This window comes from Christiangramia sediminicola (assembly GCF_031344135.1).
GTDB classification, from domain to species: domain Bacteria; phylum Bacteroidota; class Bacteroidia; order Flavobacteriales; family Flavobacteriaceae; genus Christiangramia; species Christiangramia sediminicola.
This window is the reverse complement of sequence record NZ_JAVJIU010000001.1, coordinates 549,503-576,013: the sequence shown is the minus strand read 5'-3', so window position 1 is coordinate 576,013 and position 26,511 is coordinate 549,503. Positions and strand designations below refer to the sequence as shown.

Here is a 26,511-nt window from a genome sequence, read left to right as displayed (position 1 = left end):
AAACATTTTAACAATGAAAAAATTATTCTTACTATTTGCTGTTGCAACAATGTCTCTTTCTATCTACTCTTGTAGAGAAACAACTGAGGAAAAAACCGAAGATGCTGTAGAATCTATGGGTGAAGATATGGAAAATGCTGCTGATGAAGCAGGAGATGAGATCGAAGAAGCTGGACAGGACGTAGAAAACGCTGCTGAGAACGCAGAAAATGAAATGGAAGAAGAAGTAGAAGGAACTGACGACATGAACGGTGACGATGATATGTAATCATCTTCTTTCTTTATAATAATAAAGCCATTCAATTGAATGGCTTTTTTTAATTAACCCTAAATTGTATTGTAATGAAAAAAACAGTGATTTTACTAATGGCTGCAATATTCAGCCTTTCAATTTACTCTTGTCGTGAAACCACACAGGAAAAAACTGAAGAAGCTGCAGAAGCGATTGGTGAAGATATCGAAGCAGGTGCTAAAGAAGCAGGTGAAAAAATCAAAAAAGGAGCTGAAAAAGTAGAACAGGAGATCGATGAAGAAATTCACGAAACAGATGACGTGAATGGCGAAGAAGCTACAGATGATGCTGCTTAATTAGGAGGATATCCTGAATAAAAAAAGCGAAGATTAAGATCTTCGCTTTTTTTATTTTTTTCTTTCTATAACATAATTTACCATGAGTTCCAGACTTTCCTTATAAGGTGATTCCGGATAATCCTCCAGGATTATTAATGCTTCGCGCTGGAATTCTTTCATACGCTTAACCGCATAATCCAGACCACCTTTATCTCTTACAAAATCTATAACCTCTCTAACCCTCTTACGATCTTTATTGTGGTTCTTAATCGAATTGATCACCCAGTCGCTTTCCTTTTTTGAAACATTGTTCAGAACATAAATAAGCGGTAAGGTCATTTTTTGTTCCTTAATATCAATTCCTGTTGGTTTACCAATCTTTTGTGTTCCGTAGTCAAAAAGGTCATCTTTTATCTGAAATGCCATCCCGATCAATTCTCCAAAGCGTCTCATTTTAGCGATCTCATTACTTTCAGGCTTTACCGAAGCAGCCCCAAGGCTACAACATGCAGCAATTAGGGTCGCTGTTTTCTGCCTGATAATATCATAATAAATAGCTTCAGTGATATCCAGTCTTCGAGCCTTTTCTATCTGGAGAAGTTCCCCCTCACTCATTTCTTTAACCGCAACCGATATGATCTTAAGTAGATCAAAATCATTATTATCAATTGATAGCAGCAGCCCTTTGGATAAAAGGTAATCACCAACCAAAACTGCGATCTTATTTTTCCATAAAGCGTTAATGCTGAAAAAACCTCTTCTTCTATTCGAATCATCTACGACATCATCATGAACCAGAGTAGCCGTATGAATTAACTCTATCACAGAGGCGCCGCGGTAAGTTCTTTCATTTACTGAACCTTCAGAAACCATCTTAGCAACCAGAAAAACGAACATAGGTCGCATCTGTTTTCCCTTGCGATTAACTATATAATGAGTGATACGGTTTAGAAGCGCAACTTTTGAAGACATGGATTCGAAGAACTTTTTTTCGAAAAGTTCCATCTCTTTCTCCACGGGAAGTTTTATTTGGGAAATAACCTTCATAAAGGCCGTAAATATACATATTTAAACCGAAGGAAAAGCCGGAGAAATACTCATGAAATTATGCAGATTTGTTAGCAAGTTGTCCGCAGGCAGCATCAATATCCTTACCTCTGGAACGTCTCACTGTAACGGTAATTCCGTTTCTCTCTAACATGTCCTGATACATATCTGTAGCCTTTGAAGGAGCTTGCTGGAAATTCCCGTCATCAATTGGATTATATTCGATCAAATTCACCTTACACGGCACGTATTTACAGAATCTAACCAATGCCTGAGCATCTTCCCTAGTATCATTTATATCTTTCCAAACTATATACTCATAGGTGATCCTGCTTTTGGTTTTAGAATACCAGTATTCCAGGGCTTCTCGCAGATCTTCCAACGGGAAGGTTTCGTTAAAGGGCATAATTTGGGTACGCACTTCGTTTCTTGCGGAATGAAGGGAAACGGCAAGCTTGATCTTGGCTTCGTCATCTGCCAGTTTCTTGATCATCTTCGGCACACCAGAAGTTGAAATGGTAATTCTCTTAGGAGACATCCCTAAACCTTCCGGAGAAGTGATCTTTTCTACCGCTTTCATCACATTATTGTAATTCATCAATGGCTCTCCCATTCCCATGAACACAATATTTGATAGAGGTCTATCAAAATACAAGCGGCTTTCGTTATCTATCGCCACCACCTGATCGTAGATTTCATCAGGATTTAGATTTCTCATCCTCTTTAATTTGGCCGTAGCGCAGAACTGACAATCAAGGCTACAACCAACTTGTGACGAAACACATGCAGTTGTACGTGTTTTCGTAGGTATCAAAACAGATTCAACTGTTAGACTATCGTGAAGTTTCACGGCATTTTTTATAGTACCGTCACTACTACGCTGCATCCTATCAACACGAATATGGTTGATCACAAAGTTATCTTTCAGCATTTGCCTGGTTTCTTTTGAAATATTGGTCATATCGTCAAAAGAATGTGCTGCTTTATTCCAAAGCCACTCATAAACCTGGGTTCCGCGGAAAGATTTATCACCTTCAGAAACAAAGAATTTCTGAAGTTGTTCTTTAGTTAATGCCCGTATGTCTTTCTTTTTGTCTTTCACGCTCCTAAATTACAAAGTTAAAACCGAATGCTTCAGTCTTTTAAATATCAATAGCTTACAAAAAAGGCCATAAACCGGAAATTCGATTTATGGCCTTTAAATATTTTGATGGCTGATTATAAGATCAGCATGGCATCACCATAAGTATAGAATCTGTATTTTTCCTTCACAGCTTCTTCGTAAGCCTTCTTCATAAAGTCATGTCCTGCAAAAGCAGAAACCATCATCAACAAAGTAGATTTAGGTGTATGGAAGTTTGTGATCATACAGTTCGCGATATTGAAATCGTATGGAGGGAAAATAAATTTATTCGTCCATCCACCAAACTCATTAAGGGTTTGATCTGAAGAAACAGCACTTTCAAGCACTCTCATTACCGTGGTACCAACGGCACAAACCTTACGCTTTTCAGACTTCGCAGAGTTAATAGTTTCTGTAGCATCTTTAGTAATAAATGCTTCTTCGCTATCCATTTTATGCTTGGAAAGATCTTCAACCTCAACAGGGCTAAATGTTCCAAGTCCAACGTGAAGCGTTACCTCAGCAAAATCGATCCCTTTAATCTCAAGTCTTTTTAAAAGATGCTTGGAGAAGTGCAATCCTGCTGTTGGTGCAGCTACAGCTCCTTCATTCTTAGCATAGATGGTTTGATATCTATCTTCATCTGATGGCTCAACATCTCTTTTAATATATTTTGGAAGTGGAGTTTGCCCAAGTTCCTTAAGTTTCTTTCTGAAGTCACTATAAGACCCGTCGTATAAGAATCTAAGTGTTCTACCTCTAGAAGTAGTATTATCAATAACTTCAGCAACTAGACTCTCATCTTCACCAAAGTAAAGTTTATTTCCAATTCTGATCTTTCTTGCAGGATCTACAAGAACATCCCATAATTTGGTTTCAGGATTCAATTCCCTAAGTAAGAAAACTTCGATTCTAGCTCCTGTTTTCTCTTTATTACCGTATAATCTCGCAGGAAAAACTTTGGTGTTATTAAGAACCATCACGTCTTCCGGCTCAAAATAATCAATTAGATCTTTAAATTTTTTATGTTCAATCGTCTGCTCTTTTCGGTTTAGAACCATCAGTCTCGCTTCATCGCGATTTTCAGATGGATACTCAGCCAAAAGTTCTGGTGGCAGTTCAAAATTGAAATTCGAAAGTTTCATTCCCATAGTTCCTGTTTTAAAAGGCGCAAATATACAATCTCAAGGTAGGGGTTGTCAAGTAAATGCGGATTTATTTGGCAATAAAATAATTTATTGCACTAAAAAGTCTAATTCCTTAAGGTCTTTCCAAAAATCTGGATAAGATTTAGAAACAACATCGGCATCCAGTACTCTAATTGGGACTTTTTGAGCCAAAGGAGCGAAAGCCATAGCCATACGATGATCATTATATGTTTCTATCTCCACGTTCTCTTTCAAAGATTTGCAAGGTAGTAAATGCAGGCAGTCGTCTGTGATCTTAACCTCAGCACCAAATTTTCCCATCTCATTTTTCAAGGCTTGTAATCTATCTGTCTCTTTGATCTTTAGCGTGTGTAAACCATCCAATTTACATTCGATCCCTAAAGCCAGGCAGGTCACTGCAATTGTCTGGGCAATGTCTGGTGAATTTCTTAGATCCTCACAGATCCTAACCGATCGGGTTCCAGCTTGTTTTTTTAAGGTGATACTATTTCCGTCAAAACTAGTTTGCACACCAAAATGCTTGTAAATTTCTGCAAGACAGGAATCTCCCTGACGGCTTGTTTTTCTATAATTTGATAATTTGATTTCTGCAGTATCAGCAATCGCTGCGATGCTATAAAAATAGGAAGCTGAACTCCAGTCAGATTCTACTTCGATGGTGGATGACTCTAGTTTATTGGTTGGTTCAATATAAATACGATCATCTTTAAACTCCCCTTTAATTCCAGCGTGCTGAAGGATCTCTAAAGTCATTAAAATATATGGCGTAGAAGTTATCTGACCTTCCAGAATGATCTCCAGACCCTTCGGAAGTGAAGCGCCAATAAGCATTAAAGCGGAAACATACTGACTACTAACATTCGCCTGAAGTTTCACAGAATCTACATGTAATTTTTTTCCTTTTATCAGTAATGGAGGATATCCGCTCTCATTCTTATACTGAATATCGGCTCCCATTCTTTGAAGTGCGTCCACTAACAATCTAATAGGTCGCTCCTTCATTCTCTTGCTTCCCGTTATCTCGACCTCACAACCTTCTTTAGCCGCAAAATAAGCAGTAAGAAACCTCATTGCTGTACCTGCATGATGAATATCGATCACGCCTTCACCCTTCTCCAGTGCTTTTTTCAGAACTACTGTATCATCACTGTTTGAAAGGTTTTCAATAGAAATATTTGGATATAAAGCCTGTAAAATCAATAAGCGGTTCGACTCACTTTTAGAGCCCGTGATCTTAAGATTTACAGCCAGGTCTTTATTTGGATTATGGATGGAAAGCGTCATTTCAAAAAATAAAAAGAATGAAATACTAAATTAGTCTTTCTTTTCTTTTCCACGAAACTGTCCGAAGGCTAAAATAAAACCATATAGAAATGCTGCCAGAAGTTGACCTATAATAAATCTAACCAATTTACCATCTGCCGTTCTTTCTTCAAAAAAGGTTTCAACAGCAAATTCTCCATATTCAAAAAATATCGTGATAACATTGTATAGGACTAAAAACGACAGGCCTAACCAGAAAACAGATTTCCAGAAAGACCTTTGTGAAATAATAGATTTAAACTTCATTATTTCAATTTATCGTTATTCTTATGACGATCTTTATCTCTTTTGGTTTTGATGTCGAGTTTTCTATCAAAAGCTTCCTGAAGATCTACACCTGTTTGGTTCGCCAGGCAAAGTACCACGAAAACAACATCTGCAAGCTCTTCCCCTAGATCTTTATCCTTATCGCTTTCCTTTTCACTTTGCTCTCCATATCTGCGGGCTATGATCCTGGCTACTTCGCCTGTTTCTTCAGTAAGCTGAGCCATATTGGTCAATTCGTTGAAATAACGAACACCATGCTCTTTGATCCAATTATCTACCGCTTTCTGCGCGTTCTTCAAGTCCATCAGTCGAAATTTTTCTCAAAACTATGCTTTCGTTTTGTTTTTCTACAATGTTGTTGAAAAACTTTTTAATAATATCATAGTCCTCGGCCAGATATACGGTTTGGGATAGATTCACTTCAGAATCAATTATTAAATAACTACCGCTTTGCTTGACAATGTACCTGAATTCACCTGAATTATCTTTCAACTTTACGATCACGCTCTCTGGCACAGAAACCACTTCATAATCTTCAGGAATCATGATATTAACCAGATTGTGCTTCTGAGTTGGGAAATCAAAGAAAATAGGATATGTCCTCTTTTCAGCTTTGAAATCATTTACGGTATTAGTTTCAAAAAATAAGGGTTGGAAGTAAATCTTATCACCAATTACTTCCTGTGCTTTAGTGCTTTCAAATATATAGGAGTTGGTAATTTCTCCTCCAACCTTAGCAAAATCCTTAATCTCAGCATTAGAAATTTCGTAAGTATTAAGAGATTCCGATAATTCATTAACTGCATTATCCAGCGAGTTGTGATTCATTCGGTAATTCTTTGCATGCAGTCCACTTAGTTTATTGATATATTTTCCTTTGATAGAATTTTCAGCTATTTGAATGTTCATTACAGTTCCATCTTTAGAATAATAATTTGGTTGTAAACTTACCCATTCTGATGTTCCATCTTCCCTGATCAATCTTCCTTGCCAGTTTCTCGCTCTTTTTGGCAATTCTCCCATTCCTGCAGCCTGATCTGTAGCATCTAATAGCAATTGCTTTCCATTTATCTTTACAGAAGCTAACAGGTAATTGAATCCGCTTTTCGTTGGGAAAGAAGGAACACCGTTGCTTGGTGTGCTTACCAATACTGGATTGGCGTCCAGTTTTGCATATTTAAGCATGGATACCAATAAAAGGTTAATATCTCCCGTATTCCCTGAACCGTCTTTATATGCGTTCTTTAAACCGTTTTCTGTCACAAAACCTATGTAGTCATTCCACTTTACTTTCTGCTTTACAAAATTAAAAATAAGAGCAGCCTTTTTCTGAGGATCAGATGTCCCTCCGATTAATGCGTTTAATTCATCATCATAATAATTTGAATTTCTTAGTTCTCTCTCAAACCCATTATCAAGATAGATTGATTTCGCAACTCCCTCCCAGGTATTCGAATAGTTTTCTATAGCTGAATTTGGAAATTTGGTATACTTCAATTCCCAATCAAGATAAGCGGCATAATTTTCAAGATAATCTACATGATTTTCTTCGATAAGAGATGGGATGTTTTCTTCTTCAACTATATAAGAATTCTGCATGAATTCTACTGAATAGCGGTTAGTTTTCATACTTTGATTACTCGATATACTTCCACTAGGACGCGTAGATTTTGAAAAACTTCTTTTAAATGGTTTTGAATCCTGATCAACTTTCACGTAAAAAGCCGCTTTAGGATTGTTATAAACCCCATAGTTCAGATATTCCGGAACCGTAACCTTCACGTCAAGCTTGTTGATAGGAATTGTATACTGCAATGGTATTCTATCTATTGAAGATGACAATTTATCTGCAGTGATCTTATATTCAAATTCCACCACGCTGCCTTCTTTTATTGCAGGCATGGTAAACTTGGTTACTTTACGATATTTGCTGGCATCCTCTTCGTATATATTATCGCGGTCCAGTTTTGTTTCTTCAACTTTTCCATTTTCCATATTATAAGTGATCCCTTTGATACTCACTACACTTTCATCAATATTTCCCTGGCTGGCACTTATCTCTTTCGTAGCCCATTCAAAACCTTCTTTATTGTAGATCTTGATTCTCTGGTGATATTCTGAAATGATCTTAAAACCTGTAACCTGATTATAATCATAATAGGTTCTTTGATAAGAATAAAGTACCGCTGCATCAGCATTTTCCTCTAAAGGATGCTGCTTTTCTGAAACTTCTTCCTTGGAGACTTTTCCGAATTTATAATTCTGCGCATTTGTAACAGCTCCTACCAGTAGAAAAAGAGCCAGAATAATTGATCTAAACATAATTTTAGGATTTTGCATTATTTACTATAACCGCTTTTAGATTGTTTAACCTGCTTACCATTCCAAGAAATAACTGGAATTCGTCAAACCGGTCTTTAGGCCATTCTCCTTCTTTGATCACAAGAAGTCTTTCAATTTCAATGGCGGAATTTTCATCCTCTAAAGCAGTAATTTTAATTGAGAATTCTCCAAAATCTGAAGCAATGTTCTGACTCTCTGGTAGGGCTTCGATCTCAAAACCTTCTGGAAGTTGGAAAATAAAATGATCTTTATATGTTTTACCACGACTCACATGAAGCGGCATGGTTCTTTCGCTGGTCGCTCTGATATTCAGACTTTGCTGCTGAATAAAATTTAAAGGAATAAGTAGACGATTTCCTGCATTAGTAGCCAGTCTATCCCCGGAAAATTTTAGTTTCTCCTGAAATTTGATGTTATTTCTATCATTTTCAAGTTCGATATTTCCAAACTTCAAATTTTGAAACCTTGCCCAGCTATTGCGATAATGTTCCTTTAGTTCATCCTCATCTTTATCTGCGAGATAATATTTATCTCCATAAGGCACGCCAAAGGAAGCTCGTGTAAACTCTGCATGAAAACCACCATTTTCATTCAACTGAAGCAGGCATTCTATTTGCTGAAGGTTCTCCTCTGCATCATACTTTTTAGTTTTAATGATCTCTCCTCCGTCATTTGAAACCCTTAAGGCATAACGATCATCTGTAAAATCTCCCAGGTAATTGAATGGTGCTTTCTGGCTGGTACATTCTAACCAAATATCTGTAGAATCTTTTCTGGGAATGTTCAAAATCACATGATTTCCCTGCATCAAAGCAAAATCTGGAGAAATGTTTCGCTTGGCTCCTCCATAGATAACAGTGTAGAAAGAATCTATTCCTTGCGTTTTTAATAAGGCTTTCGTGTAATTGGTAAGCGCTTTACAATCACCATAACCAAGCTGATCTACCGATGTTGCATTTTCCGGCTTCCATCCACCAATTCCATATTGAACAGATATATACCTTGTTTTATCCTGAACATATTGATAGATGATCCTTGCTTTCTCTTCTAAAGTTTCCGCATCCTTGGTAAGTGAAGTAATCTCGGTTACAGTAGAAGCCGGCAATTCATCATGACCCTGCACAAGATTATCATGCATCCATTTCCCAAATTGCTTCCAGTCCACAGTTTTACCACGAACGCCTTCCAATTCAAAAACATCCAGAGAAAATAATACTTTTGGAATTGTATTATTGAGATCCGGACTCAGCGGCTCTGATCTTCTTGCAGGTATATTCTTTACTGAATAATTGAAATTCCCATTCGAATTAGATCTGGAAATATCGTAACCCTTCAAATTCAGTTCTTTATGCCTAATAGGAAAATTTTGAGGATTCTCTAATTCGAAAACCGCCTTTTCTATACTTATATCATAACCTTCAACAGGGTGCCAGCTATCAAGAAATACAGAGTTTTCTCTTTCAAATTCACTGGTGTAAACTACGGTATAGGGATATCTTCTTGCTGTATAATCAAGAAAGCTAACTCTTGAGTCTGAAAATAATGTGGAAGAACCATAAGCACTAACATCATTAAAATCTTTCTGCTTTATCTTTTTGATCTCATTTCCAGCCGAATCAAGGATTAGAGCTTCCTGATCTTCCACTTTATCGCCATCACTGTAATATTCGTAGGCATCTATAAAATTCTCACCCTGCTCATTAAAAATAGTAATAACACGGGTTGTATAGGTCACAACCTTATTAAGATCTTCAATAACAGTTTTTTGATGAATGCTTCTAATTACCGCATCAGCATTTTGAAGTAATTCTGGAGCTATATGAGATGTCGCATATTCCTGCTGAGCATAGGCCGACGGAAAAGTAGCCAGTAGCAGGAAATACAAAATTTTCTTGCGCATTAATTAAAAAGAGAATTTGATCTGGGCGCAATATATAAAATTTTAACTCTTTTTAACGTTTTTCTTTCGAATCTATTATAATTGTAACCGGCCCATCATTCAATAATAAAACTTTCATGTCGGCTCCAAACTTACCAATGCCTACATCTTTGCCTAATTCTTGTTCAAATTTCGCAATGAACTTTAAATACATTGGTTCAGCGATCTCCGGCTTGGCTGCTTTAATATAACTAGGTCTATTTCCTTTTTTTGTACTTGCGTGAAGGGTAAACTGACTAACTATGATCGCGTCTCCGTCAACACTTTTTAGAGAATCATTCATCACTCCCTCATCATCATTAAATATTCTCATATTAATGATCTTACGGCAAAGCCAATCAATATCATCCTCCGTGTCTTCCGCCTCTATTCCCAATAATATCAATAAACCCTGATGTATTACAGCGCAAACTTTATGATCTACGGTTACTGAAGCTTCTGAAACTCTTTGTATTACTGCTCTCATTATTTCTGATATTGATCTACTCTGTAATTGTCTTCTTCACCTTCCATGATCTGCAAATAGCTTTTATACCTGGACCAGGCAATCTCTCCTTCTTCCAATGCATCTTTTATAGCACATTTAGGTTCCTCTATATGAAGACAGTTATGAAATTTACAATCCTGTTTACGTTCAAAGAATTCAGGAAAATAATCTCCGATCTCTTCCCTATCCATGTCAACTACTCCAAAACCTTTTATGCCCGGAGTATCAATAATTCTGGCATCGATTGTGAGATCGAACATTTCTGCAAAAGTTGTGGTGTGCTGTCCCTGGCTGTGTTGCCTGGAAATTTCAGAAGTTTTGAGATCCAGAGTAGGTTCTATAGCATTGATAAGGGTAGATTTTCCGGTTCCACTATGTCCTGAGATCATACTGGTTTTACCAATCATTTTATCTCTAACCTTATCTACATTTTTACCGTTTTTAGCAGAGATCCCGATACACTCATAACCGGCGATTCTGTAAAGTTCAGCCAGGTATTTAACTTCCGCAAGTTCTTCAATTGTATAGGTATCTACCTTGTTGAATAAAAGGACCGCTGTAATGTCGTATGCCTCCGCTGTCACCAGAAATCGATCTATAAATGTGGTAAGTGTTGGCGGATTATTTAAGGTCACGAGGAGAAAAACCTGATCGATATTCGAAGCGATAATATGAGTTTGCTTTGAAAGGTTCACAGATTTTCTAATGATATAATTCTCCCGTTCCTTTATTTTCTTGATGACTCCGGTATTGCCTTCTACTCCTTCTTCAAGGTCAAAGGTCACTTCATCTCCTACCGCTACCGGATTGGTACTTTTAATTCCTTGAATTCTGAATTTTCCTTTAATTCTGCATTCGTAGAATTCACCATTTTCCGCCTTCACCTGATACCAGCTACCTGTAGATTTATAAACCGTTCCCTGCATTTATGCTAAATTATTCATATCCTGAATCATATAATTTTCATTGCAAATTTATAGGTTTAATTCAAGACCGCACATACTAAGCACGATTGCTTTCAAATTACCTGGTTCCGTCAAGGATTTTTTGCTGATGATTAATTGACTCCTGGTGAATCGCCTTGAACATTCTTAACACGAATTCTTCGCTAAGCCCTTTCTCTTCCCCTTCAAGAACCATTTTTCCCAAAATCTCATTCCATCTTTTGGTTTGAAGAATCGCAACGTTCTGATCCTTTTTAACCTGACCTATCTCTTCTGAAATTTTCATTCTTTTAGAAAGTATTTCCAGGATCTGGCTATCTGTTATGTCGATCTTAGATCTCAGAGCAGTTAATTTATTCTGAAAATCTTCACTGGCTGAAACTTCTTTTCTCACTTTTAGATCATTCATAATTTGAATCAATGTTTCTGGTGTAATTTGCTGGGCAGCATCACTCCATGCTTTATCTGGAGTATGATGAGTTTCTACCATGATACCATCGTAATTTAGATCTAATGCAGTCTGGCACAGATCAAAAATGATATCTCTCCTACCTGCAATATGTGAAGGATCAAGAATTAGTGGAAGATCTGGAAATTTGTTCTGCAGCTCGATTGGGATCTGCCATTCCGGGTTATTTCTGTATTTGGTCTTTTCATAAGCAGAAAAACCTCTATGGATAACACCCAGTTTATTGATGTCTGCCGTATGCAAACGTTCAACTGCACCAAGCCATAGGGAAAGATCGGGATTTACCGGGTTTTTCACTAATACGATCTTATCAGTTCCTTTAAGAGCATCAGCAATTTCTTGCACGATAAATGGAGAAACGGTAGTTCTTGCCCCAATCCATAAAATGTCTACATCATGTTTTAAAGCAAGATCTACATGATTAGGATTTGCAACTTCAGTCGTAGTTAACATTCCTGTCTCTTCTTTAGCTTTCTGAAGCCATTTTAATCCCAAGGCACCAACGCCTTCAAAATTACCAGGTCTTGTTCTTGGTTTCCAGATTCCCGCTCTTAACACAGTCGCATCACTATCTTTTAACTGATGCGCGATCGTTAACACCTGTTCTTCTGTTTCAGCGCTGCAAGGTCCTGCAATCACCAATGGATGTGACAATCCGAAATCGTCCAACCACGTTCTAAGTTCTTTCTTATTTTCCATTTTCCACTATTTTAAATTCTTCGTTCTTATTTAATCCGTTTAATACTTCTCTTATATGATTTGTTCTTTCCATTTCACTGAAAACTTCCTCAAAATTATCTTCTTCCATCAACCGGCGGAAATGTTTCAGATTTGAAATATACTCGTCCAGCGTCTCCATCACATTCTTTTTGTTCTGATTGAAAATTGGCGTCCACATGGCGGGTGAACTTTTTGCCAACCTTACCGTAGAAGCAAATCCACTGCCAGCAAGATCAAAAATATCACGCTCGTTCTTCTCCTTTTCCAGAACCGTTTTCCCAAGCATAAATGAACTGATATGCGATAGATGTGATACATACGCGATATGCCGGTCATGTGAAGCAGGATCCATATACCTAATTCTCATGCCAATTGCCTGAAAAATTTCCAGCGCTCTTTCCTGAAGTTTGAAAGCTGTCTTCTCTACCTCACAAATGATATTCGTTTTATTTCTGAACAGTCCGTGAATCGCCGCTTTAGGTCCTGAAAATTCAGTTCCGGCGATTGGATGTCCTGCCAGGTAATTTCTTCTTTTGGAGTGGCTGGAAACTGTCTTACATAAATGTTCTTTTGTAGAACCTGCATCAATCACAACGCAATTGTCATTTACTAAATCAAGTATTTTTGGAAGTACATTTAGCGATACATCTACCGGGATTGCTAGAAAAACCAGGTCGGCAATATTAAGATCATTTAATTCAGCTTTAGTATCAATAAGACCCAATTCCAGAGCTTGCTCTAGATGGTCTTCCCTTTCATCTATTCCGAAGATCTTAACATTTTTCAATGACGCTTTCAGATCCAGTGCAAATGAACCTCCAATCAACCCGAGACCTATTACAAAAACTTTCATTTTTTTATTCTTTTTAGTGCTTCTTCAATTGCACCCAGAGATGCACACAGTGAAAATCTAACATATCCTTCTCCCTGCTCTCCAAAAATAAAACCGGGTGTTATAAATACATCTTTCTCATAAAGCAACTCATCTACGATATCTGCAGAAGTTTTTCCCTCCGGCACTTTTGCCCAGATGAACAAACCTGCCTGGTCATCTTTAACTTTACAATCTAATTCGTTGACCAGCTCCAGTACTTTTACTTTTCTTTCTGCATATACCTTATTCTGCTCCTCAAACCAGGATTCAGGAAGTTTCAAGGCTTCAACCGCCCCAGCCTGAACAGGATAAAACATTCCACTATCCATATTCGATTTTACTTTTAAAACCGAATTGATATTTTTTTCACTTCCGGTAAGAATTCCAACGCGCCATCCGGCCATATTAAAACTCTTACTTAACGAATTAAGCTCCATCACATAATCGCTTCGCTTCTCTTTACTCAATATACTTCTGGGAGCATCATTTTGAATAAAACTATATGGGTTATCGTTTACGATGAGGATCTTATGCTTTTCAGCAAATTCAGTGAGATTGTCAAAGAATTCAGCTGAAGCCTTGGAACCTGTAGGCATGTGAGGGTAATTCACCCACATTAATTTTACTTTTTCCAAGCCTTGCTTTTCCAATTCAGCCAGATCTGGCAACCAAGCATTTTCTTCTTTCAAGCTGTAATTTCGCTCCTTAGCCTCAAGCAATTTCGCTACTGAACTATAAGTGGGATAACCAGGATCTGGCAAAAGCACTTCATCACCAGGATTTAAAAAAGCCATGGAAATATGCATGATACCTTCCTTACTTCCCATTAGCGGAAGGATCTCGGTTTCAGGATTTAATTTCAATGCGTAATATCTTTGGTAAAAATCAGCGATCGCGTCTCGCAATTCCTTAATGCCTTTATATGGCTGATATTGATGTGCACCATTATCATTAAGTGCGTTGTTTAAAGCTTCAATAACCGAAGCTGGAGGTGCAAGATCTGGACTACCAATTCCAAGATTGATAATATCCTTTCCTTGAGCTCTCAAATCTGCGACTTCCCGAAGCTTTTTCGAAAAATAATATTCCTGAACTGTATCCAGTCTTTTTGCCGTTATCATGACAAATTGTTTTTATAGATCCCTAAAATTTTTAATTCTTCTGTCATCAGTTTCAAAACACTCACCGCCTTTTCAAAATCCTGTGGTTTCTCAAAGATGACATCAACGAAAAACGAATATTTCCATGGTTCATCAATGATAGGTAGAGATTGAATTTTTGTAAGACTTAGAAAAGAGTCTCTCAGAATGTTCAATACCGATACCAGACTGCCACGATCACTACTAAGATCAAATTTCAAAGAAGCTTTATCTAACTTAACTCCGTTTGACTTCTGTCTCTCAGTGCCTAATATTAAAAACCTTGTTGCATTACTTTTAATCGTATGAATTTCTTTCGCCAGGATCTCTAGTCCGTACATTTCTGCTGCCGCCGGACTTGCAACTGCAGCTACTTTCATTTTCCCTTTATCTGAAATTCTTTTAGCAGCTTCCGCAGTATCAGCATCTTCAATAAGTTTTATATGCGGATATTTTTTAAAAAACTCCTTACACTGAAGTAAAGCCATAGGATGAGAGAACACTTTCTTAATATCCTCAATCTTCTGACCTTTAAGTGCCATCAAATTCATGTTTACCGGCGTATAATGTTCTCCAATAATGCTGAGATCATATTCATCTATCAAAGTGTAATTGGGGAGAATGGACCCGGCGATACTATTCTCAATGGCCATCACAGCTTCATCAGATTCTTTGGACGCGAGTTTCTGGGCCAGCTCATGAAAGGACAGATGCTCCATCACCGAAACATCTTTATGATAATAATCCATTGCCACCAGATGATGAAATGAACCTTTTATTCCCTGTATCCCAACTTTCTTATTCATATAGGTATAAATAAAAAAAGTCCCGATCTAAGATCGAGACTTTTATATAATTCTATGTTTAAATTAATCATATAGCATTCCCGATCCTATCTCTGGTATAGAAATAAAAATAATAGATTGCGTTCCAATTAATTACTGTTGTCATTTTGCAATAATAATGAAAGACTAAAGTAGCGCTTAAATTTTAGATTCAAAATAAATTATAATCAAAATTCCCAGTTTTCTGAAATTCGGAAAATTGATGACGTTTTAATACAAATTACAATTTTTACCTACTCATTTTCGTTGAAACTTTGAAATATTTTCATCGGGCTGCCTTATTATTTATTCCTAATTTTGATTTCTGAAGCTATGTCTATAACTGTAAACAACATATCTAAACATTTTGGAAGCCAGAAAGCGCTGGATGAGATAAGTTTTGATATTTCAAAAGGTGAGATCGTTGGATTTCTAGGTCCGAATGGAGCAGGGAAATCTACACTAATGAAAATCCTTACCGGCTATCTAACTGCTGATAGCGGAGAAGCAAAAATTGATGGATTAGATCTAAATGATCAAATCGCTGAAATTCAAAAACGCATTGGTTACCTTCCTGAACATAATCCTTTATATACTGAAATGTTCATTAGGGAATATCTCAGGTTCAACGCATCAGTTTACAAGATCGATAAGCAGAGAGTTGAAGAAGTTATAAAACTTACCGGTTTAACTCCCGAAGCTAACAAAAAAATAGACCAACTTTCTAAAGGTTATCGCCAGAGAGTTGGATTGGCTGCTGCTTTACTTCATGATCCTGAAGTTTTAATTCTGGATGAACCAACAACCGGCCTTGATCCAAATCAGCTAGTGGAGATCAGGAATTTAATTAAGAATATTGGCAAGAACAATGCTGAAGGCAAAGCTGGTAAAACTGTTTTTCTTTCCACGCATATCATGCAGGAAGTAGAAGCGATATGTGATCGGGTAATTATCATCAATAACGGAAATATTGTTGCCGATAAGAACTTAAAAGAATTGCGCCAGGGTAACGACCAGATCATTTTCGTGGAATTCGATTATCGAATCGAAGAAGTTGCTTTACAGAAAATACCTCATCTGGTTTCAGCTAAAAATACCGGTGGATTCACTTATGAGCTGATTTTTGATACTGATAAGGATATGCGCCCGGCAGTATTCGATTTTGCTCACGATAATGGCTTAAAGACACTTCAGCTAAATCAGAAGACGAAGAACCTGGAAAGTCTTTTTGCTGAGCTTACTCAAAAATAAGCTGTCCTCTAAAATGCTCTTCAACATCAACTTCAGGAGGGCGATTCACCGAAATTATATCACCATAACTAAAAATATCTCCCTTTAAACTTTGCTGCGGATTTATAATTAACTTGTTAGTTCCACGGTGAAAAAGATCATAATTCTGTACGATCAGGTCTCTTGCTTCCAGTCGGCCGTCTCCAGCGGCAAAAAAGCCATCAAAATTCTGAACAGTTCCGGTTAGGAAATAATGTGAATAATTATCGTTGGTTACTCTAAGGTTTTCAACCTGCAGATCCAAGATAAAATCTCCATTAGTATGGATTTCAGGATCCTGGTCCTGATTTTCAGAAACCAGCCATAGATCATCAAATTTCAGGGTTCCAATACTTTCTAATGGAATATTCCCTGCGTGGCGTAAATACTTAAGATCTGGAATCGTGATATATATCTTGGTGATCTCATATTCTCGCACAAGATTACAAACATTTTCATTTTTAAGAACCAGCTGATTATTGATCACTTCAGCCGAGATCTCATTCATTAGGTTCTCGCCACTTTCAATTACAACTTTTTGCTCGGGTCCTTGCTCTATAAATAGTTTGATCTTATCGTAAAGCATGATTTCATTGAAAGTTTCAACTTCAACTTCCTTCTGAACTATCGATCCTGCCTTCTGGAAACAGTCCCCTGTATCTTCAGAATCACAGCCTAAAATGGTGATGCTTAAAAATAAAAATATCAGTCTTTTCATAATCTGTATCCAATTGAAAATTCTACTGCTTCAGCATTAGCCCCATGTGATCTAACTGTTGCCGAAGCCCACCAATGATCTGTGATCTCCCTCTGCAAACCCATTCTGTTATAAACCTGTTCCACATAATCTGTATATGGGTAGTAAACATAGTAGCCCAGATGGGAAATAAGAGACATCTTATTAAATGTAAGTTTATGACCCACAAAAATCCCGACTCTCTTGGCATCTTCATCTCCTGTTGTTCCTTTCTGTGGAAAAGCTGCAGCCTGATATTCTATAAATTCTTCCAGTGATCTTGAAAAGAATAATTCTGCTCCACCTTGCAAGGTGCTTTTACGATTCAGTACTTTATCTGCGTAAGCCGATAAAGTTAAAAACGGAAGTCTTGGTGAACCCACAACCCCGGATGTATTCACACCGCTTCGTAAGGCAAAATTATAATGAAAAGGCTCCGTATACTTTTCTTTGGGACCACGCGGAATATAATCTGGATGCTCTTTATAATCCAGTAAATAATTCAATCCTACATTAAAAGTAAAAGTATTGGTGCTATGATTAGGTGAACCAAGATCGGCATTGGAATAATGGATTATCGTCACCCCAGCATTTATACCAAGCCCTCCAATAATATTCTCTTTGTGAATATTCCCCATGAGGTAAGTAGAACTCAGAAATCTCGTTCCGTAAGCGTTATTCTGGTAATTGGTCTCAGCGTCATAAGGGTTAGTAGTATAAGCAACTCCCTGCCCTATTCTAAACATTAAAAGTCTTTTCAGATAATAGAAACTAAAATGCCCGTAAACTGAATAGTTCTTTCCCAGGTATGGATTCTTCATATCCTGATAGATAAATGAATACCCAAAATCAGGATAATTATACCTGCTTTCCCATTTTTCCAATCCATAGGTTTTCCTGTTAAAACTCAATAGAAAACCATTTGGATGATCTGTAATAAGATGAGCAATATCAGGATTATGTTCCAATATGGTACCGTAAAAATAACTGGCGTCTAAGGAAAAATACTTCTTGGGTTTCTCTTCCTGAGCCTGCGCAAACAGACCACAAAAGAAGAAGAGCAATGGGGCAATTCTTTTCATACGAGAGCAAATCTAACATATTTACGAAAAAAACTGCCTATTGGTTGAAATGTAATTCTTTAGAAAACTGCCGATGCGATTTTCTGAATATTTGTGCTTTTCCCCATTGAATAATAATGTAGAACTGGCGCGCCTCCAGCGATAAGATCCTTACTTTGCTGAATACACCACTCTACCCCAACCTGTCTAACCGCCTGGTTATCTTTACATTTTTCAACTTCCCTAATCAGGCAATCCGGCATATCCACATGAAATCTATGCGGAATTATACTTAGTTGTTTCTTGGTAGCCAGCGGTTTTAAACCAGGAATGATAGGAACTGTAATTCCGCTTTCTCGACATTTTTCTACAAAATCGAAATACCGTTCATTTTCAAAGAACATTTGGGTTACCACATATTCGGCTCCGGCTTCGATCTTTTCCTTTAATCGCTGAATGTCTTTATCAATGCTTGGAGCTTCCATGTGCTTCTCGGGATATCCGGCCACACCAACACAAAAATCGGTGTTATGACCTTTTTCAATTACCTCATCAAGATATTTCCCGCCATTTAATTCCACGATCTGCGACACCAGGTCTTTAGCGAAATTATTTCCGTCGGCTTCCGGTTTAAAATAAGTTTCGCTTTTCACCGCATCTCCGCGCAGTGCCATGACATTTTTGATTCCAAGAAAATCAAGGTCTATCAGGAAATTCTCGGTGTCCTCTTTGGAAAATCCACCGCATAAAATATGAGGGACAGTGTCAACACCATACTTGCTTTGGATTGCCGCACAGATTCCCACAGTTCCAGGCCGTTTTCGAACGATCTTCTTTTCCAGAAGGCCGTTTTCCCTTTCAGAATACACATACTCCTCCCTGTGATAGGTCACATCAATGAATGGTGGCTTAAATTCCATCAAAGGATCTATACTCTCATAAATTGAATTAATATTCTGGCCCTTTAGCGGCGGCAGAATTTCGAAAGAGAATACGGTGCGGTTTTTGGCAGCCGCTAAATGTTCTGTGATCTTCATGGATATTTTACTTTTCTTTTTATTCTGGGCGTTGCCTTTCCGGCCGGGCTTTTCGCTATATCTTTTTCTGAAAAAAAGGATGCCGCTGCAATCCCTAACGCGTTAACTATATCTTTCAAATTTTCGTCAAGCTGAATTTATTTCAGCTTCCCATGAGATTCTGAAACAAGTTCAGAATGACGTCTAATTAGTCAGCAATATTCGGATTCAACCATTTTTCTGCTTTGCGGTAATCTATCCCTTTTCGCTCCGCATAATTTTTCACCTGGTCTTCCTTAATTTTCCCCAGTCCGAAGTATTTCGCTTCAGGATTGGCAAAATAATATCCGCTTACACTGGCCGCAGGCCACATGGCCAGGCTTTCAGTAAGTTCCACTCCTATATTTTCCTTCACTTTTAAGATTTCCCAGATGGTTAATTTCTCCAGATGATCTGGACATGCGGGATATCCCGGAGCCGGTCGAATTCCCTTATAATTTTCTTTGATCAGGTCTTCATTGCTAAGATTTTCATCAGAAGCATAACCCCAATCTTGAGTTCTAATTTGTTTATGGAGGTATTCTGCAAAAGCTTCCGCAAGTCGGTCGGCCAATGCTTTGATCATAATCGAATTATAATCATCGTGCTCTTTTTCAAATCGCGCGGCTAATTCCTGGGTTCCAAATCCGGTTGAAACACAAAAACATCCAATGTGATCCTGAATTCCCGAATCTTTCGGCGCTATAAAATCTGATAATGCATAATTTGGCTGATCTCCATGCTTCTTCAATTGCTGACGAAGTGTTCTGAAAATCGCAGTTTTCTGTTCTGAATCTTTAGAATATCTAACTTCAATATCATCATCATTCACTGAATTAGCTTCAAATAATCCAAATGTTGCTTTAGCTTTCAGTAGATTTTCAGATAAAATCCGCTGCAGTAAAACCTGCGCATCATCAAATAAATTTTGTGCCTGTTCACCAACCTTTTTATCCTTGAGAATATCTGGATAGCGACCATGCAGATCCCAGCTTCTAAAAAACGGACTCCAGTCTATATAATCCACCAGTTTCTTCAGATCAAAATCTTCAATAATTTGAATTCCGGGTTTATTCGGCTTAAAGATTTCGGTTTTGTCCCAGTCGATCTGGAATTTATTTTTTCTGGCTTCTTCAATATTTAGAAAAGATTTGACCTTGCTTCTCTTGCTAAAATTCTTCCTGAAAACCTTATACTGGTCTTTCAGTTCTATTTTATATTTTTCGCGGGAACTTTCTTTTAAAAGATCGCCGACCACGGTAACAGCACGGGAAGCATCATTCACGTGCGCTACCGCATGCTTGTATTGCGGATCTATTTTTACCGCCGTATGTGCTTTCGAAGTGGTCGCGCCACCAATCAATAACGGTACAGAAAAATCCTGCCTCTCCATCTCTTTGGCTAAGAAAACCATTTCATCCAATGACGGAGTAATGAGTCCGCTAAGACCAATCACATCCACATTCTCTTTTTTGGCAGTTTCAATGATCTTTTCCGGAGGCACCATAACACCCAAATCGATGATCTCGTAATTGTTACATCCCAAAACCACCGCCACGATATTTTTACCAATATCGTGCACGTCTCCCTTTACCGTGGCCATTAGAACCTTTCCAGCCGATTGTCTTTTATTCGATTTATCAGCTTCAATGTATGGTAACAAATGTGCAACTGCTTTTTTCATCACCCGCGCCGACTTTACCACTTGCGGAAGGAACATTTTTCCACTCCCGAATAGATCACCAACCACATTCATCCCAATCATTAATGGACCTTCTATCACGTCCAGAGGTTTTTCAGCTTCTATACGGGCCTGCTCAATATCTTCCAGAATATAGGCATCGAGACCTTTTACGAGCGCATGCGTAATTCTCTCCTGCAAAGGTTTTTCACGCCAGGATAGGTCAACTTTATTTTCCTTCTTTCGTCCAACAACATTTTCAGCAAAATCCAGTAAACGCTCGGTAGCATCTTCCCGACGATCTAAAATCACGGCTTCTACATGCTCCAGCAGATCTTTCGGAATCTCATCATAAACCTCCAGCATCGAAGGATTCACGATCCCTATATTCATCCCGGCTTTGATCGCATGATATAGAAAAACCGAATGCATCGCCTCCCGAACCGGGTTATTCCCACGGAAAGAAAAGGAAACATTACTCACTCCGCCGCTCACACTGCAATGCGGCAGATTTTCTTTTACCCAGCGTGTACCTTCAATAAAATCGATAGCATTTCTTTTATGCTCATCCATTCCTGTTCCCACCGGGAAAATGTTTAAATCGAAAATGATGTCTTCGGGTGGGAATTTTACTTTATTCACCAGAATATCATAAGACCGCTTCGCTATTTCGATTCGGCGTTCATAATTATCTGCCTGCCCTGTTTCATCGAATGCCATTACGATCACGGCGGCGCCGTAGCGTTTTATTTTTTTGGCATTTTCGATAAACTCCTGTTCTCCCTCTTTCAGGCTAATGGAATTCACCACGCATTTCCCCTGCACCACCTGAAGTCCGGCTTCAATAATTTCCCATTTTGAGCTGTCTATCATTATAGGAACACGGGAAATATCCGGTTCAGCCACCAACAAATTCAGGAATTTCACCATGGCTTCTTTGCCATCGATCAACCCATCATCCATATTTACATCGATGATCTGGGCACCATTATCAACCTGTTCGCGAGCAACATCAAGGGCTTCATCGAATTTTTCTTCTTTGATGAGCCGAAGGAATTTTTTAGATCCGGCGACATTGGTACGTTCACCAACATTTATAAAATTACTATCCGGTGTGATCACCAGTGGTTCGAGTCCGGAAAGTTTTAAAGGTCTAATACTCTTTCTATTATTTGTAGTAGCTAAACTCATATACTCAATTTTCGTCACCCTGAACTCGATTCAGGGTCTCCTTTTTTTTTTTAGATCTTAAATGTTTGATTGTTGAGATTCTGAAACAAGTTCAGAATGACGTTCTGTATTCAATTTTCTTGGCTCGTAATCTTTAGCAATTTCAGCAATAGCCTTAATATGATCTGGAGTGGTTCCGCAGCATCCACCAAGAATGTTCACCAAACCTTTTTCCAGATATTCTTTGATCTGCGAGGCCATTTCCTGTGCATCCTGGTCGTATTCTCCGAACGCATTAGGCAGGCCGGCATTAGGATACGCTGAAACACCGGAATTCGCATAACGATTCAAAACTTCCAGATGCGGAGTCAATTGTTTTGCTCCCAAAGCGCAGTTAAAACCTACGCTCAACAAAGGAATATGTGAAACCGAAATAAGGAAAGCTTCGGCTGTCTGACCCGATAATGTTCTTCCGGAAGCATCAGTAATGGTTCCGCTTACCATAATTGGAATATCAATATTCAGTTCCTCCTTGAGCTCTTCGATCGCAAAAAGAGCAGCTTTCGCATTCAACGTATCAAAAACAGTTTCTACGAGAAGAACATCAACACCCCCTTCTATTAATGCCTTTGCTTGTTGCTTGTAAGCTTTCCGAAGTTCATCAAAAGAAATGGCGCGATATCCGGGATCATTCACATCCGGACTCATACTCGCGGTTTTATTGGTTGGACCAATCGCTCCCGCCACAAATCTTGGTTTTGAGGGATCTTCAGCAGTCACCTGTTCTGCCACACCTTTGGCGATCCGAGCCGACTCAAAATTGAGTTCGTAAACAAACTCTTCCATTTGATAATCTGCCATCGCGATAGTGGTTCCGGAGAAAGTATTGGTTTCAACAATATCGGCGCCGGCGTCAAAATATTTACGATGAATGGTGGCAATCGCTTCAGGTTGCGTGATGGAAAGCAGGTCGTTATTCCCTTTGAGAGAAACGGGCCAGTCAGCAAAACGCTGCCCACGAAAATCCTCTTCAGAAAATTTATATTCCTGAAGCATGGTACCCATGGCACCATCCAGTATTAATATTTTTTGAGAGAGTAACTCTTCTATTTTTGACATGATTATTTAAATAAATCGATATCAAAAAAAGAAGACTGGAAAGAATTCTGTTGGTTATCTATCCGAGATTGAACTCAGTAGAATGTAGCACCTTCTCCAAAAGGAGGGTTGCTAAGGTTTCACAGGGTCTAATCCCTCAACCTTTCTTGATAACGAATGTTAGTAAACAATGAACTTACAGGGCAAATATAATGTTATAATGCACCCAATAGCAAGGATTTAAGAAATTTTTCTATAAAACCTTTTCTCCATTTAACTGGATTGAATAGCTAATCTCGGCAGCTTTCTCCAGCATTTTTGATACAGAACAGTATTTATCCATCGATAACTTTACCGCTCTTTCAACTTTGGCCGGCGGCACATCACCTTTCAAAATGAAATCCAGTTGAATCTTTTTGAAAACATTCGGAATAGCACCATCTTCCCGATAACCATCTACCTCAACCCGAAGATCTTCCAGCTCATGTTGCTGCTTTTTCAAGATCATCACTACATCAATACTACTGCATCCTGCGATCCCTCTTAGAATTAAGTCCATAGGGCTTGACCCTTTTGGCTCCTCATCAGATTTATTGTCCAGGAGAACAATATTGCCACGCTCATTTACAGTTTCAAACAGGTAATTATCGTTGATTCTTTTCAGGCTGATCTTCATTGTCTTGAATTTTGATCAAAGATAGGAATTCTGAATCTTCTTATTTGTAACCCGGGTTACTATATAAGCTTGTTTGAGTAAACAGATACTAAATTTAAATTATCCATGAAGACCACATTCCCTATTAGAAAGTACCTTAGTAGGATCAAAATATTTGAACTCATTAGGCAGATGGTTCTGTTTTAAATAAGTATCCAGTTCTTCATCTGTCCAATGATAAAAAGGACTAACTTTTAGCAATCCATCTTTACTATAGCTCAGAATATCGATACTATCTCTAAAGGCAGTCTGACCCTTTCTTAGGTTAGTGAACCAAAGGTCTGGCTCCTGTTCAGCCATAGCTCTCTGAAAAGGCTCTAATTTTACTTGTCTGGTAAATTCTTCATGTTTACTACTATCAACACCTGGAATACCACCATTTATAGCATCCCTGTATGCTGCGGTTTGCTTAGGAACGTACAAGGCTATATTCAATTTTAACTGACTAATTAGATCATCTGCATGCTTATAGGTTTGAGGAGTATTATATCCTGTATCACACCAAACCACCGTAGTCCCGGGACGTACATTTGTTACCGCATGTAATATAGCCGCTTCATAAGGTCTGAAATTAGTTGTAACAACAGGTTTTGAGCTGTCTATAAGAATTGTCCTGATTATTTCCTCCGGGGTAGAATTCTTTAATTGACTATTGAGGTTCTTAAGTTCTTCTGTTGAAAATTTTCTCATGATTATGCTATTTATCAGTATAAAATTTATACCCTATAGATTTAGTAGGTTTTAAGCAAAACTACACTTAACATGATAATTGGCAAATTAAATCACTATTTAAAAATCCCATTTTAACACTTCAGATTATTGCGGGATAGCAATATCTTCCAGAGTGTTTTCGCCAAGTACATTTAGTGAAGCATCCCTGACCTGTATCATCAATTTATGAACTGAACAGGCATTTTCATCAGGACAATCGTCACACTTTTCATAGTAATTTAGGCTTACACAGGGAACCATTGCAATAGGTCCTTCTAGAACCCGGATAACGGCGGTCATTTTAATTTCCTGAGGTTCCTTGATCAAATAATAACCTCCACCTTTACCCTTTTTCGAGCCAAGAAATCCTGATTTTCGTAATTCAAGTAGAATACTTTCGAGAAATTTCTGAGAAATATTCTCACTTTCAGATATTTCTGAAGCCTGGACCGGTTTCCTGTCCTTTTTCCTGGCGATATAGGCCAGCGCCTTAATACCGTACTTGGTCTTTTTGGAAAGCATAGGACGAATATAAAAATATTCCCTTTGCTTTCTCTAATTGTTCAACGCGTTTTTTAAATCGTTAATAATATCATGAATGTGTTCCAGGCCAACAGATATCCTTACAAGTCCGTCGCTGATTCCTGCTTCTAAACGTTCATTTTCATTTAGTTTGCTATGAGTTGTTGAAGCAGGATGGGTTACAATGGTCCTGGTATCTCCGAGATTAGCAGACCTGCTGCAAAGCTGTAGCCGATCAATAAATCTTCTTCCCGCTTTTATTCCTCCTTTTATTTCGAAAGCCACTACATTTCCACCTAGCTTCATCTGTTTTTTAGCCACTTCAAATTGGGGATGAGATTTTAAAAATGGATATTTCACATTTTCAGTTTTGTCCAGTGCTTCCAGAAATTCAGCTACTTTCAATGCATTTTCGCAATGTCTTTCTAATCGAACCGGAAGCGTTTCCAGGCTTTTAGAAAGTATCCAGGCATTGAATGGTGAAAGCGCAGGACCGGTATTTCTACTGAATAGATAAATTTCCCTAATCAGATCTTCTCTACCTACTGTGACTCCACCAAGCACCCTACCCTGCCCATCAATCAATTTAGTGGCAGAATGTATTACCAGATCAGCTCCAAATTTTATAGGATTCTGAATGTATGGCGTGGCAAAACAGTTATCAAGGATCAGAATAAGTTTATGTTTTCTGGCGACTTCACCCAGATACTCCAGGTCCAGGATATCAACTCCGGGATTTGTAGGAGATTCAGCAAACAAAATCTTTGTTTCAGGTTTAATTAGTGCTTCAATGCCCTCTGGTTGGTTGACATCAAAATAAGAATGCGAAATATTCCATTTTGGAAAATACTTCGTGAACAAACCATGGGTGGAACCAAAGACAGATCTTGCCGCCACAATATGATCTCCGCTATTGAGCAAAGCCGCCAGCGTTGAAAAAACAGCTGCCATCCCGGTAGCAAAGCTAAATCCTGCTTCAGCACCTTCCATTTTAGTAACCTTTTCAATAAATTCTGAAGTGTTAGGATTGCTATATCTGCTATAGATATTGCGTTCTTTTTCCTCAGCAAAACTGGCTCTCATATCTTCGGAATCTTCAAAGACATAACTCGAGGTGAGGTAAAGCGGTACTGAGTGCTCCTGAAATTGCGTTCTTTCGCTTTGCGTTCTTACCGCGATAGTCTCAAAATTCTCATGAGAAAAGGCATTCCCGTTGATTCTTTCTGTCCCGATAGCTTGTAGGTTTTCCATCTTA

At 38.2% G+C, this 26,511-nt stretch carries 26 protein-coding genes and 1 riboswitch; of the genes, 3 read left to right on the top strand and 23 right to left on the bottom strand.

Features of this window, described 5'->3' with window-relative positions:
* The first annotated feature begins 13 nt into the window (after positions 1-13).
* Together RE431_RS02685 and RE431_RS02680 are read left to right on the top strand one after the other, a co-directional pair.
* Positions 14-268, top strand: a complete 255-nt coding sequence (locus tag RE431_RS02685) for a hypothetical protein (protein ID WP_309560413.1) — start codon at positions 14-16, stop codon at positions 266-268.
* A 74-nt stretch (positions 269-342) separates the two neighbouring features.
* Positions 343-588: a hypothetical protein gene (locus tag RE431_RS02680; RefSeq protein WP_309560412.1), complete on the top strand. Its 246-nt coding sequence runs from the start codon at positions 343-345 to the stop codon at positions 586-588.
* Positions 589-639: 51 nt separating this feature from the next.
* On the opposite strand, the gene RE431_RS02675 is transcribed toward RE431_RS02680, so the two are convergent.
* The 14 genes from RE431_RS02675 to RE431_RS02610 form a co-directional block, all read right to left on the bottom strand.
* Complete coding sequence (locus RE431_RS02675; protein WP_309560411.1) at positions 640-1,617, bottom strand: polyprenyl synthetase family protein; 978 nt, start codon at positions 1,615-1,617, stop codon at positions 640-642.
* A gap of 58 nt (positions 1,618-1,675) precedes the next feature.
* Positions 1,676-2,719, bottom strand: a complete 1,044-nt coding sequence (gene rlmN / locus RE431_RS02670) for a dual-specificity RNA methyltransferase RlmN (RefSeq protein ID WP_309560410.1) — start codon at positions 2,717-2,719, stop codon at positions 1,676-1,678.
* Positions 2,720-2,835: 116 nt separating this feature from the next.
* Positions 2,836-3,885, bottom strand: a complete 1,050-nt coding sequence (gene queA, locus RE431_RS02665; protein WP_309560629.1) for a tRNA preQ1(34) S-adenosylmethionine ribosyltransferase-isomerase QueA — start codon at positions 3,883-3,885, stop codon at positions 2,836-2,838.
* A gap of 90 nt (positions 3,886-3,975) precedes the next feature.
* A complete protein-coding gene (gene aroA, locus RE431_RS02660) occupies positions 3,976-5,193 on the bottom strand; it encodes a 3-phosphoshikimate 1-carboxyvinyltransferase (RefSeq protein ID WP_309560409.1) in 1,218 nt (405 codons plus the stop codon).
* Between the two features lie 30 nt (positions 5,194-5,223).
* Positions 5,224-5,478 (bottom strand): hypothetical protein, encoded by a 255-nt coding sequence (locus tag RE431_RS02655; protein WP_309560408.1) that lies wholly within the window; start codon positions 5,476-5,478, stop codon positions 5,224-5,226.
* Complete coding sequence (locus RE431_RS02650) at positions 5,478-5,804, bottom strand: nucleotide pyrophosphohydrolase (RefSeq protein ID WP_309560407.1); 327 nt, start codon at positions 5,802-5,804, stop codon at positions 5,478-5,480. Before RE431_RS02650 ends, RE431_RS02655 begins: the two co-directional genes overlap by 1 nt.
* A complete protein-coding gene (locus RE431_RS02645; protein WP_309560406.1) occupies positions 5,770-7,821 on the bottom strand; it encodes a DUF3857 domain-containing protein in 2,052 nt (683 codons plus the stop codon). The genes RE431_RS02650 and RE431_RS02645 overlap by 35 nt, the downstream gene beginning before the upstream one ends.
* 4 nt (positions 7,822-7,825) lie before the next feature.
* Complete coding sequence (locus tag RE431_RS02640) at positions 7,826-9,742, bottom strand: DUF3857 domain-containing protein (protein ID WP_309560405.1); 1,917 nt, start codon at positions 9,740-9,742, stop codon at positions 7,826-7,828.
* A gap of 52 nt (positions 9,743-9,794) precedes the next feature.
* Positions 9,795-10,247: a D-aminoacyl-tRNA deacylase gene (gene dtd / locus RE431_RS02635; RefSeq protein ID WP_309560404.1), complete on the bottom strand. Its 453-nt coding sequence runs from the start codon at positions 10,245-10,247 to the stop codon at positions 9,795-9,797.
* Positions 10,247-11,194, bottom strand: coding sequence for a ribosome small subunit-dependent GTPase A (gene rsgA, locus RE431_RS02630; RefSeq protein WP_309560403.1), 948 nt, complete (start codon positions 11,192-11,194; stop codon positions 10,247-10,249). Before rsgA ends, dtd begins: the two co-directional genes overlap by 1 nt.
* Before the next feature lie 97 nt (positions 11,195-11,291).
* Positions 11,292-12,380: a chorismate mutase gene (locus RE431_RS02625; protein ID WP_309560402.1), complete on the bottom strand. Its 1,089-nt coding sequence runs from the start codon at positions 12,378-12,380 to the stop codon at positions 11,292-11,294.
* Positions 12,370-13,254, bottom strand: a complete 885-nt coding sequence (locus RE431_RS02620) for a prephenate dehydrogenase (RefSeq protein ID WP_309560401.1) — start codon at positions 13,252-13,254, stop codon at positions 12,370-12,372. Before RE431_RS02620 ends, RE431_RS02625 begins: the two co-directional genes overlap by 11 nt.
* Entirely contained in the window at positions 13,251-14,396 is a 1,146-nt protein-coding gene (locus RE431_RS02615) for a pyridoxal phosphate-dependent aminotransferase (RefSeq protein ID WP_309560400.1), read from the bottom strand. The genes RE431_RS02620 and RE431_RS02615 overlap by 4 nt, the downstream gene beginning before the upstream one ends.
* The gene (locus RE431_RS02610) at positions 14,393-15,220 is read right to left on the bottom strand and encodes a prephenate dehydratase (protein ID WP_309560399.1); all 828 of its coding nucleotides are present in this window, start codon (positions 15,218-15,220) and stop codon (positions 14,393-14,395) included. The genes RE431_RS02615 and RE431_RS02610 overlap by 4 nt, the downstream gene beginning before the upstream one ends.
* A 351-nt stretch (positions 15,221-15,571) precedes the next feature.
* Between RE431_RS02610 and gldA the strand changes: the two genes are divergently transcribed.
* A complete protein-coding gene (gene gldA, locus RE431_RS02605; protein WP_309560398.1) occupies positions 15,572-16,489 on the top strand; it encodes a gliding motility-associated ABC transporter ATP-binding subunit GldA in 918 nt (305 codons plus the stop codon).
* On the opposite strand, the gene RE431_RS02600 is transcribed toward gldA, so the two are convergent.
* From RE431_RS02600 to RE431_RS02560, 9 genes are all read right to left on the bottom strand, one after another.
* Entirely contained in the window at positions 16,476-17,225 is a 750-nt protein-coding gene (locus RE431_RS02600) for a head GIN domain-containing protein (protein ID WP_309560397.1), read from the bottom strand. The two genes, gldA and RE431_RS02600, sit on opposite strands and share 14 nt — an antisense overlap.
* Positions 17,222-18,325, bottom strand: coding sequence for an acyloxyacyl hydrolase (locus RE431_RS02595; RefSeq protein ID WP_309560396.1), 1,104 nt, complete (start codon positions 18,323-18,325; stop codon positions 17,222-17,224). The genes RE431_RS02600 and RE431_RS02595 overlap by 4 nt, the downstream gene beginning before the upstream one ends.
* Positions 18,326-18,384: 59 nt before the next feature.
* On the bottom strand, positions 18,385-19,341 hold the full coding sequence (gene metF / locus RE431_RS02590; RefSeq protein ID WP_309560395.1) for a methylenetetrahydrofolate reductase [NAD(P)H]: 957 nt from the start codon (positions 19,339-19,341) through the stop codon (positions 18,385-18,387).
* Between the two features lie 187 nt (positions 19,342-19,528).
* Positions 19,529-22,231, bottom strand: coding sequence for a methionine synthase (gene metH, locus RE431_RS02585; RefSeq protein ID WP_309560394.1), 2,703 nt, complete (start codon positions 22,229-22,231; stop codon positions 19,529-19,531).
* Between the two features lie 57 nt (positions 22,232-22,288).
* Complete coding sequence (locus RE431_RS02580) at positions 22,289-23,329, bottom strand: homocysteine S-methyltransferase family protein (RefSeq protein WP_309560393.1); 1,041 nt, start codon at positions 23,327-23,329, stop codon at positions 22,289-22,291.
* 51 nt (positions 23,330-23,380) lie between these two features.
* Positions 23,381-23,485: riboswitch (SAM riboswitch) on the bottom strand.
* A gap of 76 nt (positions 23,486-23,561) precedes the next feature.
* Positions 23,562-23,984: an OsmC family protein gene (locus RE431_RS02575; RefSeq protein WP_309560392.1), complete on the bottom strand. Its 423-nt coding sequence runs from the start codon at positions 23,982-23,984 to the stop codon at positions 23,562-23,564.
* Between the two features lie 99 nt (positions 23,985-24,083).
* Positions 24,084-24,713: a phosphoadenosine phosphosulfate reductase domain-containing protein gene (locus RE431_RS02570; RefSeq protein WP_309560391.1), complete on the bottom strand. Its 630-nt coding sequence runs from the start codon at positions 24,711-24,713 to the stop codon at positions 24,084-24,086.
* Between the two features lie 126 nt (positions 24,714-24,839).
* Positions 24,840-25,256, bottom strand: coding sequence for an RrF2 family transcriptional regulator (locus RE431_RS02565; RefSeq protein ID WP_309560390.1), 417 nt, complete (start codon positions 25,254-25,256; stop codon positions 24,840-24,842).
* 33 nt (positions 25,257-25,289) lie between these two features.
* The gene (locus tag RE431_RS02560) at positions 25,290-26,507 is read right to left on the bottom strand and encodes a trans-sulfuration enzyme family protein (RefSeq protein ID WP_309560389.1); all 1,218 of its coding nucleotides are present in this window, start codon (positions 26,505-26,507) and stop codon (positions 25,290-25,292) included.
* Positions 26,508-26,511: the final 4 nt, after the last annotated feature.